This window comes from Solibacillus sp. FSL R5-0691, from assembly GCF_037974225.1.
GTDB lineage: Bacteria > Bacillota > Bacilli > Bacillales_A > Planococcaceae > Solibacillus.
In genome coordinates, this window is the sequence record NZ_CP150231.1 from 1680882 (window position 1) to 1697981 (window position 17100).

Here is a 17100-nt window from a genome sequence, read left to right on the forward strand (position 1 = left end):
TTCACTTTAGCGTCTCCCCTTTTAATGCATGTAATCCGTCTTTTCCAACTGGCGATTTCTTCACCCAAGGAATCGTGATAAAGCGGTTTTTGCTTAATTGTTTTACTTCCTCTAACCATTTAACCTCAGACTGCTGTTTTTGCATCAGTGTTGGACTTGTTAACGTAAGACCGGAAAAAGATTGATTTACGACCCACCAATCGACATGTAAGCCTGCACGTGCTAAATCCTCTTGCAAACGCGTTGCTTCAAATACAGGTGTGGCTTCCGGTAATGTAACAATCGCTACACTTGTATAGTCTTTATCGCGTAATCGTGGTAATAAGTTCGATATAGATACAGGTACTTCCCCTTCTGAACGTGAAATTTCCCTATGATAGCTTTCCGTTGCATCAAGAAGTAACAGCGTGTGCCCTGTTGGCGCTGTATCAATAATAATAACTTCATCTTGATGCGTTTCAACCAGATTCGCAAATGCTCTAAAGACCGCAATTTCTTCCGTACAAGGTGAAGCTAAATCTTCTTTTACAAAAGCGAGTCCGTCTTCATTCATTGTCTCACTTGCTTTTGCGAGCACTTCTGCTTCGTAATTCGCAATTTCTACTTTTGGGTCAATACGACTAACAGTTACACCAACTTGTTCTTCTTGACCAAATGTCCAATTTATATGGGCTGCGGGGTCTGTTGTTGTTAAGTGTACACGCATCCCTTCTTCGGCCAGTCTAAGAGCAATATACGAGGCAACAGTCGTTTTCCCTACGCCACCTTTCCCCATCGCAAAAATAATCTTTGGCTTACGTGCTACGTAGTCCGCGATCATTTCTTCAAGTTCCGGGGTATTTAATATCGTTGGCTGATTCGCATTTGTCTGGAGCTTCGTATCCATCATCCATGCTTCCATTCGCTCAATGCTTGATAAAGAATAGGGTACGAACGGTAAGTAAAAATGTTTAAATGCCTTTAATGATTCTGGCATTTCTTTTAGCGCCACCGTTTGACGTTCAGAAATGGCCTTTTCAATCGGATCATCGCTTTCTGATTGTAAAAGTCCGTTAATAAGTAACTGCTGATTACGAAGACCAATCTCAAATAATTCTTCTGATGCACGTGCTGCTTCCTTTAATGGATTTGCTTCAGGTCGTGTGACAAGCATCAGTGTTGTTTGCGCCTTATTCGTTAACTGTGCAACAGCTTGCTTATACACTTCATGCTGAGGCTCAAGCCCTTTTAATGGGCCTAGACAAGACGTACCTGTCGTATTTTCATCTAAAAATGTTGACCATGCTGACGGTAACTGCAATAAACGAAGGGTATGGCCAGTTGGTGCCGTATCAAACACAATCGTATCGTACTGCTTTGTATACGTATCGTTTGTTAACAGCATTGCAAATTCATTAAAAGCGGCAATTTCAACAGTGCAAGCACCTGATAATTGTTCCTCCATATTTTGAATCACAACTTCCGGCAATCTCCCGCGATAAGGGCCAACCATTTGCTCCTTATAACTTACTGCAGCTTGCTCTGGATCAAGATTTAGAGCATAAAGATTTTCTGTACCATTTATTTTTGTTGGTTCATTTTTTAAGTCCTGACCAAATATATCTTGTAAATTCGAAGCTGGATCAGTGCTAATTAACAGCACTTTTCTTCCCTCTTTCGCTAACGCAATGGAAAGACTGCTAGCAGTCGATGTTTTCCCAACACCGCCTTTTCCTGTAAAGAATAGAAATGGTGTTGTCGGGAAATGGTCACGCGTAAAACGTTCCATTATTTTTTCACTCCGATTGATAGACGTACTTTAGGCTTTTTCAAAAGTTCATCTTCACTTAATCCTGACCACTTCGCAAACTGAACTGTTGTCGGGTAGTTCCCCTTTAATACCAGTTCACCATCCACGAATGTCGCCGGCAAGCTATCCATTCCGTCCGTCATCAACAAATCATTAACTGCTTTATTATCGATAAACACATCTGGATTATTTGTTAAATTAAAACGTTCAGCTGATACGTTCGAATTTTTTAAGTTATTCATAATAAAAGACATGCGTAGCAGCTCTGGATCAATCGCTGGTCCACATACACCTGTTGGACAGCACTTCGCCTGTTCAAAAATTTCGATTTTCTTCAAGTCGATTCCTCCGAACCCTTATTATTTCAATTCTACGTTTACGAACTGCTCAATACGTGCTCCGATAGCATCACGCACTTGCTGGAACACTGCCCATTTCTCTTCCTCTGTACCTGTTGCTTTTGCTGGGTCTTCGAAACCCCAATGCTCACGACGTACGCCTGGAGGGGTCATTGGACATTTATCTGCCGCATCTCCACAAAGTGTTACAACTAATGTTGCTTTGTTTAAAATATCTTGGTTAATTAAATCTGAAGTGTGGTGAGAAATATCAATTCCCACCTCATTCATTGCCTTGATCGCATTTGGATTGACACCGTGTGTTTCAATACCGGCTGAATACACTTCCCAATCTCCCGGTAATAATTTTTGTGCCCATCCATCCGCCATTTGTGAACGGCAAGAGTTTCCTGTACATAAGAAATAAAGTGTATTTTTTGTCATTTGTATAAACTCCCTTTATTAAAAAATTAGTAATGTAATATAAAGTCCAATTAACGTAAAGATTAAGATCGGTACCGTTAATACAATCCCCGTTTTAAAGTACGTACCCCAAGAGATTTTCACACCTTTTTGAGACAGTACATATAACCAAACCAGTGTCGCGAGTGATCCGATTGGCGTTATTTTTGGTCCTAAGTCTGACCCGATAACGTTAGCATAAATTAATGCTTCACGTAACGTACCATCTGTCGTCGTTTCAGCAATTGCTAATGCATTGACCATCACAGTTGGCATATTGTTCATGACAGAAGATAGAAATGCCGCGATAAAGCCCATGCCAACTGTCGCTGCGAACAAGCCTTGCTCTACTGTCCATTCAATTACGCTAGCTAACATAGGAGTTAAACCTGCATTGCCTAGTCCGTATACGACAACGTACATACCAATTGAGAAGAATACGATATTCCAAGGTGCCCCTTTCACAACGGCTTTAGTATCAACAACTGCACTTTGTCTTGCCATGATTAAGAAGAAAATTGCAATAATGCCAGCTACTAGAGAAACCGGTATACCAATAAACTCACTTGAGAAATAGCCTACAACTAAAATTGCAAGTACAAGCCAAGATAACTTGAACATTTTCATATCTTTTATCGCATGGCGTGGTTCCTTTAACATCGATTCATTATATTCACGTGGAATTGACTTTTTAAAGTAAATCAGTAGGACAACAATTGTTGCCACCAGCGAGAATAAGTTCGGAATGACCATACGCGAAGCATACTCCACAAACCCAATATCAAAGAAGTCTGCTGATACGATGTTGACTAAGTTACTCACGACAAACGGTAAGCTCGTTGTATCTGCAATAAAGCCACTCGCCATAATAAACGGGAAAATCATTTTTTCGCTGAACTGTAAATTACGCACCATCGCTAACACAATCGGCGTTAAAATCAGTGCGGCCCCGTCATTTGCAAATAATGCAGCAACAACTGCTCCGAGCAAACTGACATACACAAACATTTTGATCCCATTGCCTTTTGCAGCTCGTGCCATATGTAGTGCAGCCCATTCGAACAAACCAATTTCATCTAATACTAGGGAAATTAATATAATCGCAATAAAAGATAATGTGGCATTCCACGTAATATCAATTACTGTTCCGACATCGTTAAAATCAACAACACCAACAAGTAATGCAACGATCGCTCCAGCCATTGCCGACCAGCCAATATTGAGTCCCTTTGGCTGCCAGATGACAAAAATCAGTGTGATGATAAAAATGAGTGCCGCAATAACAAACATATTCAATTTTTAGCCCTCCACACATTCACAGTTAATTTTACATCCACATGTCACATCATCATTAATTGAAGCAAGTATATTTTGCATTAACGAAGTTTGATTTTCTTGAATACGATAATGTTTCCACGTACCCACCTTACGTTCTGTAATAATGCCTGCTTCCTTTAGCTTACGTAAATGCTGACTCACTGCCGGTTGTGAAATATTAAGGACGTCCGTAAAATCACATACGCATACTTCACCCTTTTTCAGGCAGGCTAAAATGCGTAAACGATTGGCGTCCGCTACAGCCTTTAACTGTTTTTCCAATAAATCGAGCTCCATCATATCCCTCCATAGCTATATAATAATATACTTATATTATGATTAAAAAATAAATCACTATATAATGATATGCTTATATTATGTTACGAACATTATTTTTGCAACCATAATATTTAATTTACTGTTAGATTCTAAAATTAAAAATGAAAAGGGCTTTCATATTTCGAAAGCCCTTTTCATTATTCTTTTACTCTCATAAGCCGTAAACTATTCAGCGATACCAAAAGTGTGGCTCCCATATCTGAAAGTATGGCAATCCATAGTGTTAACCAACCGGGTATTACTAAAAGTAGTGCAAGGAATTTAATACCTATCGCAAAAGCAATGTTAACCTTAATAATATTTAATGCTTTACGACTTAACTTTACAGTGAATGGCAGTTTCTTTAAATCATCGCCCATTAAGGCAACATCAGCGGTTTCTAATGCCGTATCGGTACCAGCACCACCCATTGCAATACCTACTGTAGAAGCTGCTAACGCTGGTGCATCATTTACACCGTCGCCTACCATCGCTACATTGCCATACTCAGATCTTAATTTTTTTATAAAACTTAATTTATCTTCAGGCATTAAGTCGGCTTGAATTTCTGATACCCCAACATAGTTACCGATTGCCTCCGCAGTCCCTTTATTATCACCCGTTAGCATGATTGTTTTTTGAACACCAAGTAGGTGCAATTTATTAATTACTTCTTTGCTTGATTCACGGACTTCATCAGCTACAGCAATAATTGCTAGTATTAATTTCTTGGTTCCAATTACCATTACTGTTTTACCTTGATTTTGAAGTTCGGTTACATCTTGTTTTAGATTGTGACTGAAATTTATCAAGTCCATATCCTTAAATAGTTTTGGACTACCAATATAATAAGTTGTTCCCTCAATTGTACCCATAACTCCTTTACCTGTAATTGAACTAAAGTTTTCTACTACAACATCTGAAAAAGGAATTGAATCATTTTCTGCTTTTTTAACAATTGCTGTTGCAAGTGGATGTTGGGACCGAGTTTCCAACGCCGTAATCGCTGCAAATAAATCTTTTTCATTTACGTTATTTTCAATGATTTTATAATCTGTTACAACGGGAATTCCTTTTGTTAAAGTACCTGTTTTATCAAATGCGATTGCTTTTAAAGTGCCCATTTCTTCTAAATAAACGCCACCTTTAATAAGGACACCCTTCTTTGCTGCATTTCCGATTGCCGAAACAATTGAAATTGGTGTAGAAATTACGAGTGCACATGGACAACCAACTACTAAAACGGATAATCCTTGATAGACCCAGGTTTCCCAACTACCATCAAAGAAAAGAGGTGGCACTACTGCAACTATGCCAGCAATCAGCATAATAATGGGTGTATAATACTTTGCAAATTTATCTACGAATGCTTGTGATGGTGCTCGTTCATCTTGAGCTTCCTCAACTAATTCGATAATTTTTGAAATGGTTGTATCCTCAACTAATTTTGTTATTTTAACTTCAAGTAATCCTTCTTCATTTAATGTACCTGCAAATACTTCATCATCTACTGATTTACCGACAGGAACTGATTCACCCGTAATAGCGGCCTGGTTTACAGAAGAATAACCATTTACGACAACACCATCCATCGCAATTTTTTGACCAGGTTTTACAATCATGATGTCCCCGACTGTGATTTCTTCTACGTGAATCATTAATTCTTGACCATTTCTTCTAACGAGGGCCTCTTTTGGAGCAATATCCATTAATGAGCGAATTGATTGTCTTGCTTTATCCATTGAATAGCGCTCAAGTGCTTCGCTGATTGCAAAGAGAATCACAACAATCGATGCTTCTGCCCATTCACCAATGAACGCTGCACCGAGAACGGCAACTGTCATTAAAGTTTTCATATCAAAATCTAGACGACGCAAGTTTTGGAAACCGACTTTAAAAAGAGAGTATCCACCAATAACAATTGATGTGATAAACAATAACGAAGTGATGAGATTAGCTTCCCCGTTTATAAACTGTGAAAGATAGCCAAAGACAATAAATAGACCGGCATACAATAAAGTACTGTGCTTTTTATAAAAGGGTACTTTTACCTCAGTAGGCTCATTACTTTCATTCTTAAAATTTCCTTCATGGCGAACAGGCTTATCAGGAATCACTTTCAGATTTTCAAAAGCACCTGCTTTTTCTAATTCCTCAATTGTCGCATCACCATATACGCTAATTTTTGAAGCGCCAAAATTCACCTTTGCATCTTGTACCCCGGTAATTTCTTTTACATTGCGCTCAAACTTCCCTGCACAGTTTGCACAGGAAAAACCCTCAACTCTAAATACCTTTTTATCCTTTAATGATTCAGTTGAATTATTCAACTCGATCACCTTCCTTTTGGTGGGCAAATGCTATTTCAATGAGTTGTTTTACATGATCGTCATCCAATGAATAATAAACTAATTTCCCTTCTTTACGGTATTTTGCTATTCCGAGATTTTTAAGTAATCGTAAATGATGTGAAGCTGTAGCTGTAGTTGCTCCTACAATATTGGCTACGTCACAAACACACAGTTCATTTTGTGACAAGGCGTAAGCAATTTTAATTCTTGTATCATCTGATAAGGCTTTAAAAATTTTGGCTACTTCTATTGGGTTTTCCATAGATAATTTATTTTGAATCAATTTTACATTTTCTTCATTTATACATGTGATTTCACATACATCATTTGCTTTATGCAAATTATTCACCCCTTTATTATATATTAGGTTATGCTTTTTAACCCAAATAATCAAATGAATATTTGAATGAAGTATCGATGTTATTCGACAATAGACCAATAGAATCAGTTGAATTTTCCTGCTGAAATCTAATGTAATTGAAAGGCAAATTTGTATAAAGACAATTGCTAGAGGGTACACTTTTTAAAGAAAAATTTGGAGGTGCGATGAACATGCTATTTGCGGATCAGATTTGCATTTGATGCATGGAATGATTCCAAATATAGGTCAAGATTATGTCATTGGCCATGAACCAATGGGAATTGTAGAAGAAGTTGGCAAGGATGTGACGAAGGTTAAAAAGGGTGACCGGGTTGTCATTCCTTTTAATATCGCATGCGGGAAATGCTGGTATTGTAATCACGAGCTGGAAAGTCAATGTGATAATGCGAATGACAATGGTGAAATGGGCGCCTACTTCGGTTATTCAGACACAACAGGTGGATTTCCTGGAGGTCAGGCAGAGTATATGCGCGTTCCCTATGGCAATTTCCTCCCTTTCAAAATTCCAGAGAAATCTGAAGTTTCTGATGAAAGTCTCGTTCTCCTTGCCGATGCTGCCACTACTGCTTTTTGGAGTGTAGAGAATGCCGGTGTAAAAAAAGGAGATACGGTTGTTGTTCTTGGCTGCGGACCTGTTGGGCTATTGGCGCAAAAATTCACTTGGTTGAAAGGTGCAGAAAGAGTAATCGCAGTTGACTACGTAGGATATCGTCTCAAACACGCAAAGAAGACAAATAAGGTCGAAATCGTTAATTTTGAAGATCATGAAAATTGTGGTGAATATTTAAAAGAGATTACAAAGGGCGGCGCGGACGTTGTTATTGATTGTGTCGGGATGAGTGGAAAAATGACGCCTCTAGAGTTTCTGGCAAGTGGCGTAAAACTGCAAAGTGGTGCTATGGGAGCGATTGTGACAGCCAGTCAAGCTGTACGTAAAGGAGGAACGATCCAAATTACCGGTGTTTATGGTGGCCGATACAACGCTTTCCCACTCGGTGACATATTCCAGCGCAATGTAGCAATTCGTACCGGACAAGCCCCGGTTGTTCATCTCATGCCCCATGTCTATGACTTAATCGCTGATGGTAAAGTGAATGCAGGTGATATTATTACACATGTCCTCCCTCTTGAAAAAGCAAAATATGGTTATGAAATATTCGATACAAAACAAGAAGATTGTATAAAAGTTGTTTTAAAACCTTAAATATAAAGTTTCGGTACTTTTGTAACTCCTTGCAAAAGTGCCTTTTTATTCTAATAGTTACCTTCACTCCACCTCCTTATCACGTGAATAAGCCTCAGCCGCTCCCGCCATATTATCAATCTAGCGCATCCTTCTAAAAGTATTTATAATAAATTCAACACATTTTATATAATTTTCAATAAATATATATCAATTAATTAATAAACATTTGCTTTACATAAAAATATTACCAGTATTATTATCCTACAATAACTAGTAATATATATTTATAATCAAAAAGGAGGATTTACCGCGTTGAAGAAAGTTTTTAAACTTGGTTGTGGCGGGTTTTTAGCCCTTATTATATTAGTAGTAATCATCGCAGTGTTCAGTGATGGAGAAACATCTGAAGTGGATTCAGATACAAAAGTTGAAGCGACAACTGAACCGAAAGAAAAAGCAGCAGATACAAAAGAAGCTGTAAAAGAAGAGCCAAAAGAGGAAGCAAAAGTAGATAATGTACCGCGTGAATATAAATCTGCGTTGAAAAAAGCAGAAATGTATGCGGAAACAATGCAAATGTCTAAAGCCGGTATTTACGATCAGTTAATTTCGGAATATGGAGAAGGTTTCCCTAAAGAAGCCGCGCAATATGCAATCGATAACCTGGAGTTTGACTGGAAAGCGAATGCTTTAGAAAAAGCAAAATCATACGCTGAAACGATGGCGATGTCTGACTCTGCCATTTACGATCAATTGATTTCCGAATACGGAGAAAAATTTACGGCTGAAGAAGCTCAGTACGCGATTGATAACTTAGAATAAATTGAAAGCCTTCCATCTACTTGGTGGAAGGCTTTTTTCGTTAAAATTCATTGATTTCCTTGATGACCGTTTTTAATAGATCAATTGAACTGACAGGATCGCTCTTATACTGCAAACTGTGATCCGCGCCTGCCAGTAGTCTTGTCACCAGTTTTGGATTATTGGTGAATTGACGATATCTTTCCGCATTATAATGGGTGTCATCATCTCCAATAAAACATAAACTTTCGTTACGGCTGTGTAACATCGATTCAAAAACATCATCTCGATTAAGAAGCGGCGTTAACCATACAGCTTTTGCATTATGAAAGATTTCCTTATCTAACAGTGAAGCCATAGCAATCGTTCCTAGAGACTTTCCGACAAGGTAATAGCCATCATACGAATTCTCTTCTAAAACTTTATCAATGATTTCATCTACATCTAGTTTAATCGCTTCAACGAGCTCATCCATACTGAAATGATCGTAAAACTTATCGTTATACGTATAATTCACTTGCAGCACATCTACAGACTTCTGTAAAAAAACGCCCGTCGAATAATGAAGAAGTGGTGCTTGATTGGAATAGCCGGCTCCAGGAAGTAAAATCGCCAATTTTGAGGCATGCTCATCGGTACTTAAAACAGTATAATGAATATCCTTTTCTTTATAACCTGTGACAGAATCTGTTTTTACTTTAAACATATACAAAACCCCTTTTATTGATTATTTATTACTCGGTTCAGTTGCATTTTGATCGACATCAACGGTCCATGAAACAATCGTTGTACTGTCCCGTACGCCCTTTGCTTCAATCTCCTTTAATAGCTGCCATACAGAATCGTGTGGAGACTGGGAGTGATTAAATACCTTCATAATATCCTTAGGGTTATCAAATGTAGTATGAGGACATTCCGTTAGTCCGTCCGTTGTCATAAAAAGCTGATTCATCCCTTTTCTTAATTCTCTGCGACCCGTACTGTAACACGGCGCATCCAATTCAAATGTATTGACATTCCCGATCCACTCGTAGAAATTTCTTTGATTTAACTGATATTGCTGCATTTCAGCCAGTTCAGGATGAAACAGATGAAGAATACAGTCCCCAACTGAAAACCACCAAATATATTTGTCTTTTCTTAACACAATCAGACATGCTGTTTCCCCTTGTACTTCACGGCAACGGGTTAAAAAGAGCGGATCTTGAAAAATATGTACGATATGATAATCCAATTCCTGAAAAGCTTCGGAAAGTGGCTTGTTAAAAATTGAAGTCAGGCTATGTTCTTCTTTCGTAATAGTCTCCACGACAAGTTCGGCACTTTCCGCACTGTTATGAGCGTCCAAAATCATGACAAATTCCCAATTCTGTTCTTCATTCATCCAAACGATACAACCATCCTCGTTTTTATATTGCCCTGATGATGAATTGCCGCCAAACCGTCCAATCGTAAGGTTCTTGAATTGCTGAATATGCGGTAAATCAACAAAATGCGTTTCGCTCCCTACCCAACTGAATTTGAACATTTCTACATACCTCCTTATTCCACAGTTCTTTATAGATTTTCATAGTATAGCACCAATAATATAAAAATTGTAAAATATGGTATATTTTTAGGTGGAGGAGGTATGAAAATGAAGAAGATCTCTTTATTCGCAACTTTATTCATTTCCAGTTTTGCGCTATTAGCTGCATGTGATGAAAAAACTGAAGTTGGTGACTCAACCTTAACCGCGCAAGCAGAAGATTTCGAAACGTATTTTTATGAAAGTGATCGATATTCCCTCACTCTACATGAAGACGACTTAACGATAATGGGTACTATGGGTATTAATGTAAATGATGACCGAAAAAGTGCTATTGATGAAGTTATGCTCTCTTATTTTGAAACTACAGAAGAAGACGTTATACCATTTTTTCAAATTGAATTTTCAGATGCGAAAGTGGAAGTACAAGGCGATCAATACTTGATTACAGCAGATGACGGCCTCTCGCTGGAATTCACAAAGTTTAAGGATCATATCATTGTGGATGCTGAAGGTATGGAATATATTCGAAAGGTTAAGTAGTCGCCTGCCATAAAAAAAGCTTAGCCCTTTACCGAGCTAAGCTTTTTGATTTAATATGACTATTTCTTTTCATACTCATCAAATTTTATATTTTTCTTACTCGCCATGAGATAAATATAACTTGTTGCCATTGATTTATCTTCCTGAATGATTAATTCATTGCCCGATTTATCGATAAATTTATAATTACCTAATGCATTCGGCACATACTCCAATGCAACACGGTCAATCGAATCCCAATGCATTTTCTGAGAGCCGATTAGCTGGCGTTTATACACTTCCTGTTCATTAATCGCTGTGTAGGTACTAGTGGAACCGTATAACGTCACCAACCCACCGATAAGGAGCACTAAACTAAGCGCATATGTCGCAATTTTGCGTTTCCAGCAAAGCACTGCAAAGGCTACAGCTAATATAAAAAACCCCGCCATAATCAGTTTTACATTTGTGCGAAACGAATAAATATAAAAATAAGAGCGATCGGTCAAAAATAAATCCGGAACAGTCATCGGTACAAATATGGCGAACAACGGTGAAATAATAATACAAGTAACCGCCATTACACCAAAAATCAGCCTCGGTGAATAGTTTTTAAACATGGCCGTTCTCATCCCTTCTTAAAAAACCTCTATACTATAAATCTAATGGAAAATGAAAGTAATTTCAATAATATGGAAAAATAAATATAGAGAGAATGAAAAAAGCAATCGGTTTCCCAATTGCTTCATCGTTTTTCTTATTAAACTTCTACACGGTAACGCCAATTTGCGTGTTTAACATCCTCATAATTGATGTATGCAACACTTGCTTCAATGACATCGTTTAAGTTCAGGTTATGGTCTTTTGCAAATTCCTTCAGGCTATCCAGTAATTCCTTATCGCATGTCGTCCGAAATTCGATGCGGTCTTTAGGCCGGTTTTTTTTATCGTAAACGATTGTACCAGATTCAATTAAATTACTGTATCCATTTTCCAGTAAATAACCGATATGTGTATCATATTTTTCGGCAAGCTGTTTTAAACTGTTAATAATTGCCGCGCTCATACGCGTTTTGTACCGGATTCTTGATTCGTCCGTTGTTTGAATCAGTTTCCCGTTATGTATCTTCCACATTGTCATTCTCCTATCAGCAATTCATTACGTATATTATAGCCATTATTGCCAAAAATAAAACACTCCTTATGGCATAAGGAGTGAAAGGCGTAAAGCTGCGGTCGGTATTGCGTATTCAGTTGTAATGTTTCGTACGTTAGTTTAACATCTTATAAAACGTTTGAGCTGAAATTTTCAATAGTATATCTCAATTCGTGTATGCATTTCGCTCGCCTAACTTTAGTTGGCATCTTTCGAAAATCTTCGTTAAAGCATTTTGTTCATTAATTGCCTAAAATAAACTGTGAATGTTGCTTGATAAACGCATACAACGAAGCTAATAGAAATCATCATATAAACTATCTAAACTAGTGGTTAACTTACATCTACTCTTCAGTGACCGCAACTTTACTTACAAGTAATATACCACCTTAAACTACCCTTAAACCTATTTTGAGAACTTTTTTTTCGGAATTTTTATGATTCGAGTATATAATAGTAGGAACGGAGGTGTCTTAGCATGCTAAAAATTAAAAAAATCGAGTTTATGAAAGTTCTGTATGATGACGCATTAGCGCAGAACATCTTTTCAATCGCGAATATTACGTTTTCAAATAGAAGTCCGATACAAGGAGCCCTCCTCTACTGGCAGCAAAATGAATCAAAGGAACCTTATACAAAAGAAGGCGACTACAAGTTTTTCTATGACTTGGCAAAAGCGCAATATTTTGCAGCGGTAAAGTTCCCTAAAGACTGTGACTTAACACAGGATGAACGCCAGGAACTCGCCTATTTATTATTGGAAGAGCGCGGCGCAATCGGAACATACAGTTTTGTTTCGACGAAGCCAAAAGCCACTTTCCAATTAAATAAGGCCTTTCAGGAAATTTCGTTCCCTGCCCATTTTTCAGTAGATGATTTTAACGAGCTTTCCATTGTGAAACAGCTGGAATCGAATGACGAAACCGTTTACGAGCAGCTACCATATGACCGCGTATTTTTAGAAGCTTATAGAAACTGGTGCCATCAGGCTGTCCAGTTGCATCCATCTCGCTTAATAGCTTATTTTCAATACTTGCCGTTTACGTATGTGAGCTATGCCAATCCGCTTTTATCGGAACAGTTTTTAATCGATTATTTGCCTGACGTGAATCTGGAAGCACTTCAATATAACAAGCCGGTACTTGCCCGGTTGTCGATGTCATTTAAACGTTACTTAGTCACAACGTTAATGGCAAATAAAAAACATCTGAATCCGGACTTTGTCGATCAACTGGATGATTTCATTGAAAGCAATGTCTTTTATAATTCATTTGAGCTTATCTATTTACCGGAAGCCGATGAAATTCCTGATATGGACCTGCAGCTTTTTGAATATGACCGTGGTTCGTATAAATGGGCCGGCAGTGAGCATTTAGTGAAAGGAATTCCGTCACTGGTCAGTCAGAAGTATAACCGCTATGGGGACCGTCGATTAACAAATGCCGAAATGGATAAAAAGTTTAAAGCATACAGTGATGAACAAAAGCAGTTATTCACAGCCATTGCGGAGCTGCATTGGTTGAATCGATACAAAAATGAGCTGGATTGGTCTTATATTTGCCAATACAATGTGCATTTGACGGAACAATTTCTAACAGCACATATCCATTATGTCGATTTCAATGCGCTTGGTCAGAATACGGATATTGCAGTCAATGCGGAATTTTTATCAACCTATTTACACCGGTTTAACCATCAAAAAGCGGTTCCGTTAATTATTTCTCATTTAACAGAGCAGTTTTATTTAACACATAAAGATGAAATTAAAGTCGACCTCGATTTGCTCTATAAATATATGGACAATATCGATGAGGAAGAGTTTTTACGAATTGAAAGTTATTTGCTTGATTAATAAAGGGCTGCTTTGTAACTCGATTACAAAGCGGCCTTTTTGCTGTAGAAAGGATTAAGCAATAAAAAAATCAACCTACAACGGATTCGTAGATTGATTTAATACAGTAAATTAAGTTGTAATTTCATAAACACCTCGATGCAGCATGGCGTAGTTAGCACTTATGTGGGACATTTCCATCGTCAGATCCGGCTGGATATAATGAATGTTCACAAGTTCGATGGAATGAACCGGCATAACATCCTTATAATAAACGGTTTCAGTTTGAGGACTAACCATTTCGTCTCATCTCCTGTTCCATTGCATAATCGTTATAAGAAAGTAATTGCTGATAAGAAAGCTGATTAACGTAATACCGGAAATTCACCGGCTGTAATCCAAACTGTTCACACTTCTCTACATACATTTGATACCCTTTTTCGAAATAACTCATTGTTCTTCTCTCCTTTGTTATATAACAGTTTTTATTTGTAAATTAAATATATAACAGTTTATGATTGCTGTCAATAAATTATCTGAATTTTTGTACTAGTTTTATACATTTCGACAAAGGTTTTTATGGGAAATCCGCAGTAGACAATCATTTCATCTTGTCGACATCTTTGTTACCATAGGAGTCGGGAGGAATTACATGAATCTTATTTACAAAAATCTTATCGAATTTGGGTTAAGTCCATTGTTTGCTGAATATCTTTCAGTGGCGCTTATGATTATTTTTATTGTAATCATTTGCTTAATCGCAAATTTCATCACAAAAAAGATCGTCATCCGATTTATTACACACATCGTCAACAACAACAAGTACCAGTGGGATAACATTCTATTGGAAAAGAAAGTATTCCATAAGTTATCGCATATCGTACCGGCGATCATAATTTACTATTTTGCTGGAGCCTTTACGTATCAGACCCTTATTGAAAAAGGGGCAATTACGTATATTATAATCGTGGTTTTAAGTCTGCTAGGCAGTTTGTTGAATGCGATTCACGATATTTATCAAACATTTGAAATTTCAAAGGTACAACCGATTAAAGGCTATATTCAAGTCGTGAAAATCATTGTTTATGTACTCGGTATTATCCTGGTTATCGCAAACCTGATTGGCGAAAATCCGCTGATTATCTTAAGCGGACTAGGTGCATTGTCAGCTGTACTGCTTCTCGTTTTTAAAGACTCCTTATTAGGTCTAGTAGCAGGAATTCAGTTGTCCTCAAATGATATGGTGCGTGTCGGTGATTGGATTGAAATGCCGAAATACGGTGCGGACGGGGATGTCATTGATCTTTCATTAAATACCGTGAAAGTTCAAAACTTTGATAAAACTATTACGACCATTCCTAGTTATGCATTGATTTCGGATTCCTTTAAAAACTGGAGAGGGATGCAGGTTACTGGTGGCAGACGGATCAAACGCTCGATTTTTATTGATACAACAAGTATCGCGTTTTGTTCAGAGGAAAAGATCGAGCAGTTGCGAAACATCCATTATCTTACGGACTATATTGATACGAGACAACGTGAAATTGCCGAGTACAATAGTAAACATCGTATTGATACAAGCAACCAGGTGAACGGCAGAGCGTTGACAAATGTCGGGTTGTTCCGGACATATATTAGCAACTATTTAAAAAACCATCCAGGAATCCACAAAGACATGACAACGATGGTGAGACAATTGGCGCCAAGTGAACACGGGCTGCCACTTGAAATTTACACATTTACAAACGATATTAACTGGGCGGTATATGAGTCGATTCAATCGGATATATTCGATCATCTCTTTGCGATCGCATCCGAGTTTGACTTGAGACTATTCCAAAACCCAACCGGCAATGATTTTAAAGCTATGAGTTCATTTCAGCAAAATAAACATGAAGGCGAATAAGATTCATTGACCGCTTAAAAATCCCCATTTTCTCATAAAGAGAAGATGGGGATTTTGTTGACTTTAATATGTTATATGAAGGATAGATTAACATGGATATAAAACCGAGTTTACATAATATTATTATTATTATAAATTATTAAACGGATTGTTTTTAAGTACTTGCTGAATTTGTTCGTCTTCGATATGTGTATAGATTTGTGTTGTCGCTACACTGGAGTGCCCGAGAATATGCTGCAGTGTTCGGATGTCCGCCCCGGATTTATACATCATCGTCGCGGAAGTATGTCGCAGTTTATGCGGCGTCAGTTTTTCTTTCGGGGACGGGCTGTTGGTATTGATCACTTTCACGATTCGGGCAATCGACTGTCTCGCAAAGCGTGTCCCTTTCTGAGAGGTGAACAGTGGCTCTTTCCCTTCCCCTTTATATGCATGCCGCTCCTCTAAATACTTTTCCAACGCGTTCATACATGCATCATTTAAATACACATGACGTTCTTTATTCCCTTTCCCGATTACCGTCAGCATCCGGCCATTAATGGAATCGGTATTCAGTGAACATAATTCGGAAACCCGAATACCGAGATTCAGGAAAAAGACCATCATGCATTCATCACGTGCACTGTACGATTGTGTTTGGATAGCACCAATGAAATCTTTTGCCTCATTATAGTTTAAATAAATTGGCTGGCGTCGCCCGATTTTTGGGGTTTCCAAATGTTCGGCCGGGTTTTCATCGATGAGACGGCGCTTTCCTTTTAAGTATTTGAAAAAGGCTTTTAATGTTGCAACTTTCCGCGCACGGGCTGCTGAGGAATTGCCGCGCTGCACTTCGCAATATTCCATAAATAAATACAAGTCTTCCAGAGACACTTCTTTAATCTGGTCGATTGTAAATTCGGATATGTCGATTGTATGTAAACGGTCCAACGAAATATCTTCTTCGATCGCTTTTAGAAAACGCATAAACAGAATAAGGTCATATTCGTATTCTTTTCGGGTTCTTTGGGACTTTCCGGTAATTGTTGTTAAGTAAATCAAAAAATCACGTAAAAATTTCGGCAGCTTCATTTTCGGCCATTCCCCCCTCTATTTAGCTCTTATTATAGCATAAAAAATGTTCCCAAATTTATATTTGGGAACATTATTGCTAATTTAGTAGTTTTAAGCGGTTTTTCGACAATAAAAAGGAACATCTGTTCTTATATCGTAA

Annotated in this window: 18 protein-coding genes and 1 pseudogene; 5 read left to right on the forward strand and 14 right to left on the reverse strand. The window is 37.8% G+C overall.

Annotation, left to right across the window (positions count from 1 at the left end; genetic code table 11):
* Position 1 precedes the first annotated feature (1 nt).
* The 7 genes from arsA to MKY51_RS08300 all read right to left on the reverse strand — a co-directional run bounded on the left by arsA (position 2) and on the right by MKY51_RS08300 (position 6915).
* Complete coding sequence (arsA, locus tag MKY51_RS08270; protein WP_339176437.1) at positions 2-1768, reverse strand: arsenical pump-driving ATPase; 1767 nt, start codon at positions 1766-1768, stop codon at positions 2-4.
* On the reverse strand, positions 1768-2127 hold the full coding sequence (arsD, locus tag MKY51_RS08275) for an arsenite efflux transporter metallochaperone ArsD (protein ID WP_339176438.1): 360 nt from the start codon (positions 2125-2127) through the stop codon (positions 1768-1770). Before arsD ends, arsA begins: the two co-directional genes overlap by 1 nt.
* 21 nt (positions 2128-2148) lie before the next feature.
* On the reverse strand, positions 2149-2571 hold the full coding sequence (gene arsC / locus MKY51_RS08280; RefSeq protein ID WP_339176439.1) for an arsenate reductase (thioredoxin): 423 nt from the start codon (positions 2569-2571) through the stop codon (positions 2149-2151).
* 18 nt (positions 2572-2589) lie between these two features.
* Positions 2590-3885 (reverse strand): arsenic transporter, encoded by a 1296-nt coding sequence (locus MKY51_RS08285; RefSeq protein ID WP_339176440.1) that lies wholly within the window; start codon positions 3883-3885, stop codon positions 2590-2592.
* A 3-nt stretch (positions 3886-3888) separates the two neighbouring features.
* Positions 3889-4203: a metalloregulator ArsR/SmtB family transcription factor gene (locus MKY51_RS08290; RefSeq protein WP_339176441.1), complete on the reverse strand. Its 315-nt coding sequence runs from the start codon at positions 4201-4203 to the stop codon at positions 3889-3891.
* 179 nt (positions 4204-4382) lie between these two features.
* Positions 4383-6560, reverse strand: coding sequence for a heavy metal translocating P-type ATPase (locus MKY51_RS08295; RefSeq protein WP_339176598.1), 2178 nt, complete (start codon positions 6558-6560; stop codon positions 4383-4385).
* A complete protein-coding gene (locus MKY51_RS08300) occupies positions 6547-6915 on the reverse strand; it encodes a metalloregulator ArsR/SmtB family transcription factor (RefSeq protein ID WP_087617231.1) in 369 nt (122 codons plus the stop codon). The genes MKY51_RS08295 and MKY51_RS08300 overlap by 14 nt, the downstream gene beginning before the upstream one ends.
* A gap of 214 nt (positions 6916-7129) precedes the next feature.
* Here MKY51_RS08300 and MKY51_RS08305 point away from each other — a divergent pair.
* Both MKY51_RS08305 and MKY51_RS08310 read left to right on the forward strand, forming a co-directional pair.
* Positions 7130-8161: pseudogene (locus tag MKY51_RS08305) on the forward strand (alcohol dehydrogenase catalytic domain-containing protein); the annotation flags it as partial.
* 294 nt (positions 8162-8455) lie between these two features.
* The gene (locus MKY51_RS08310) at positions 8456-8965 is read left to right on the forward strand and encodes an Ltp family lipoprotein (protein WP_339176443.1); all 510 of its coding nucleotides are present in this window, start codon (positions 8456-8458) and stop codon (positions 8963-8965) included.
* 40 nt (positions 8966-9005) lie between these two features.
* Here the strand turns inward: MKY51_RS08310 and MKY51_RS08315 are convergent, their stop codons facing one another.
* Together MKY51_RS08315 and MKY51_RS08320 are read right to left on the reverse strand one after the other, a co-directional pair.
* Positions 9006-9650, reverse strand: coding sequence for an alpha/beta family hydrolase (locus tag MKY51_RS08315; RefSeq protein ID WP_339176444.1), 645 nt, complete (start codon positions 9648-9650; stop codon positions 9006-9008).
* Between the two features lie 21 nt (positions 9651-9671).
* Positions 9672-10472: a protein phosphatase 2C domain-containing protein gene (locus MKY51_RS08320; protein WP_339176445.1), complete on the reverse strand. Its 801-nt coding sequence runs from the start codon at positions 10470-10472 to the stop codon at positions 9672-9674.
* Positions 10473-10580: 108 nt separating this feature from the next.
* Here MKY51_RS08320 and MKY51_RS08325 point away from each other — a divergent pair, with 108 nt between their 5' ends.
* Positions 10581-11015 carry a protein-disulfide isomerase gene (locus tag MKY51_RS08325; RefSeq protein ID WP_339176447.1) on the forward strand — a complete coding sequence of 145 codons (435 nt, stop codon included), beginning with the start codon at positions 10581-10583 and terminating at the stop codon, positions 11013-11015.
* 59 nt (positions 11016-11074) lie between these two features.
* On the opposite strand, the gene MKY51_RS08330 is transcribed toward MKY51_RS08325, so the two are convergent.
* A complete protein-coding gene (locus tag MKY51_RS08330; RefSeq protein WP_339176449.1) occupies positions 11075-11614 on the reverse strand; it encodes an ATP-dependent exonuclease in 540 nt (179 codons plus the stop codon).
* A 140-nt stretch (positions 11615-11754) separates the two neighbouring features.
* Positions 11755-12129, reverse strand: coding sequence for an rRNA methyltransferase (locus MKY51_RS08335; RefSeq protein WP_339176450.1), 375 nt, complete (start codon positions 12127-12129; stop codon positions 11755-11757).
* Positions 12130-12628: 499 nt separating this feature from the next.
* Between MKY51_RS08335 and MKY51_RS08340 the strand changes: the two genes are divergently transcribed.
* Positions 12629-14002, forward strand: a complete 1374-nt coding sequence (locus MKY51_RS08340; protein ID WP_339176451.1) for a nucleoside-diphosphate sugar epimerase — start codon at positions 12629-12631, stop codon at positions 14000-14002.
* A 111-nt stretch (positions 14003-14113) separates the two neighbouring features.
* Here MKY51_RS08340 and MKY51_RS08345 read toward each other — a convergent pair whose 3' ends face one another.
* Both MKY51_RS08345 and MKY51_RS08350 read right to left on the reverse strand, forming a co-directional pair.
* The gene (locus tag MKY51_RS08345) at positions 14114-14281 is read right to left on the reverse strand and encodes a hypothetical protein (RefSeq protein WP_339176452.1); all 168 of its coding nucleotides are present in this window, start codon (positions 14279-14281) and stop codon (positions 14114-14116) included.
* Positions 14274-14435 (reverse strand): transcriptional regulator, encoded by a 162-nt coding sequence (locus MKY51_RS08350; protein WP_339176453.1) that lies wholly within the window; start codon positions 14433-14435, stop codon positions 14274-14276. Before MKY51_RS08350 ends, MKY51_RS08345 begins: the two co-directional genes overlap by 8 nt.
* A 198-nt stretch (positions 14436-14633) precedes the next feature.
* Here MKY51_RS08350 and MKY51_RS08355 point away from each other — a divergent pair, with 198 nt between their 5' ends.
* Positions 14634-15887, forward strand: coding sequence for a mechanosensitive ion channel domain-containing protein (locus tag MKY51_RS08355; RefSeq protein WP_339176455.1), 1254 nt, complete (start codon positions 14634-14636; stop codon positions 15885-15887).
* A gap of 129 nt (positions 15888-16016) precedes the next feature.
* Here MKY51_RS08355 and MKY51_RS08360 read toward each other — a convergent pair whose 3' ends face one another.
* Entirely contained in the window at positions 16017-16958 is a 942-nt protein-coding gene (locus MKY51_RS08360) for a tyrosine recombinase XerC (RefSeq protein WP_339176457.1), read from the reverse strand.
* Positions 16959-17100: the final 142 nt, after the last annotated feature.

Excerpts from the sequence above, each read along its gene's own strand:
- arsA (WP_339176437.1), bottom strand. The coding sequence starts at position 1,768 with ATGGAACGTTTTACGCGTGACCATTTCCCGACAACACCATTTCTATTC.
- arsC (WP_339176439.1), bottom strand. The coding sequence starts at position 2,571 with ATGACAAAAAATACACTTTATTTCTTATGTACAGGAAACTCTTGCCGT.
- MKY51_RS08290 (WP_339176441.1), bottom strand. The coding sequence starts at position 4,203 with ATGGAGCTCGATTTATTGGAAAAACAGTTAAAGGCTGTAGCGGACGCC.
- MKY51_RS08315 (WP_339176444.1), bottom strand. The coding sequence starts at position 9,650 with ATGTTTAAAGTAAAAACAGATTCTGTCACAGGTTATAAAGAAAAGGAT.
- MKY51_RS08320 (WP_339176445.1), bottom strand. The coding sequence starts at position 10,472 with ATGTTCAAATTCAGTTGGGTAGGGAGCGAAACGCATTTTGTTGATTTA.
- MKY51_RS08325 (WP_339176447.1), top strand. The coding sequence starts at position 10,581 with ATGAAGAAGATCTCTTTATTCGCAACTTTATTCATTTCCAGTTTTGCG.
- MKY51_RS08330 (WP_339176449.1), bottom strand. The coding sequence starts at position 11,614 with ATGTTTAAAAACTATTCACCGAGGCTGATTTTTGGTGTAATGGCGGTT.
- MKY51_RS08335 (WP_339176450.1), bottom strand. The coding sequence starts at position 12,129 with ATGTGGAAGATACATAACGGGAAACTGATTCAAACAACGGACGAATCA.
- MKY51_RS08340 (WP_339176451.1), top strand. The coding sequence starts at position 12,629 with ATGCTAAAAATTAAAAAAATCGAGTTTATGAAAGTTCTGTATGATGAC.
- MKY51_RS08345 (WP_339176452.1), bottom strand. The coding sequence starts at position 14,281 with ATGGTTAGTCCTCAAACTGAAACCGTTTATTATAAGGATGTTATGCCG.
- MKY51_RS08350 (WP_339176453.1), bottom strand. The coding sequence starts at position 14,435 with ATGAGTTATTTCGAAAAAGGGTATCAAATGTATGTAGAGAAGTGTGAA.
- MKY51_RS08355 (WP_339176455.1), top strand. The coding sequence starts at position 14,634 with ATGAATCTTATTTACAAAAATCTTATCGAATTTGGGTTAAGTCCATTG.
- MKY51_RS08360 (WP_339176457.1), bottom strand. The coding sequence starts at position 16,958 with ATGAAGCTGCCGAAATTTTTACGTGATTTTTTGATTTACTTAACAACA.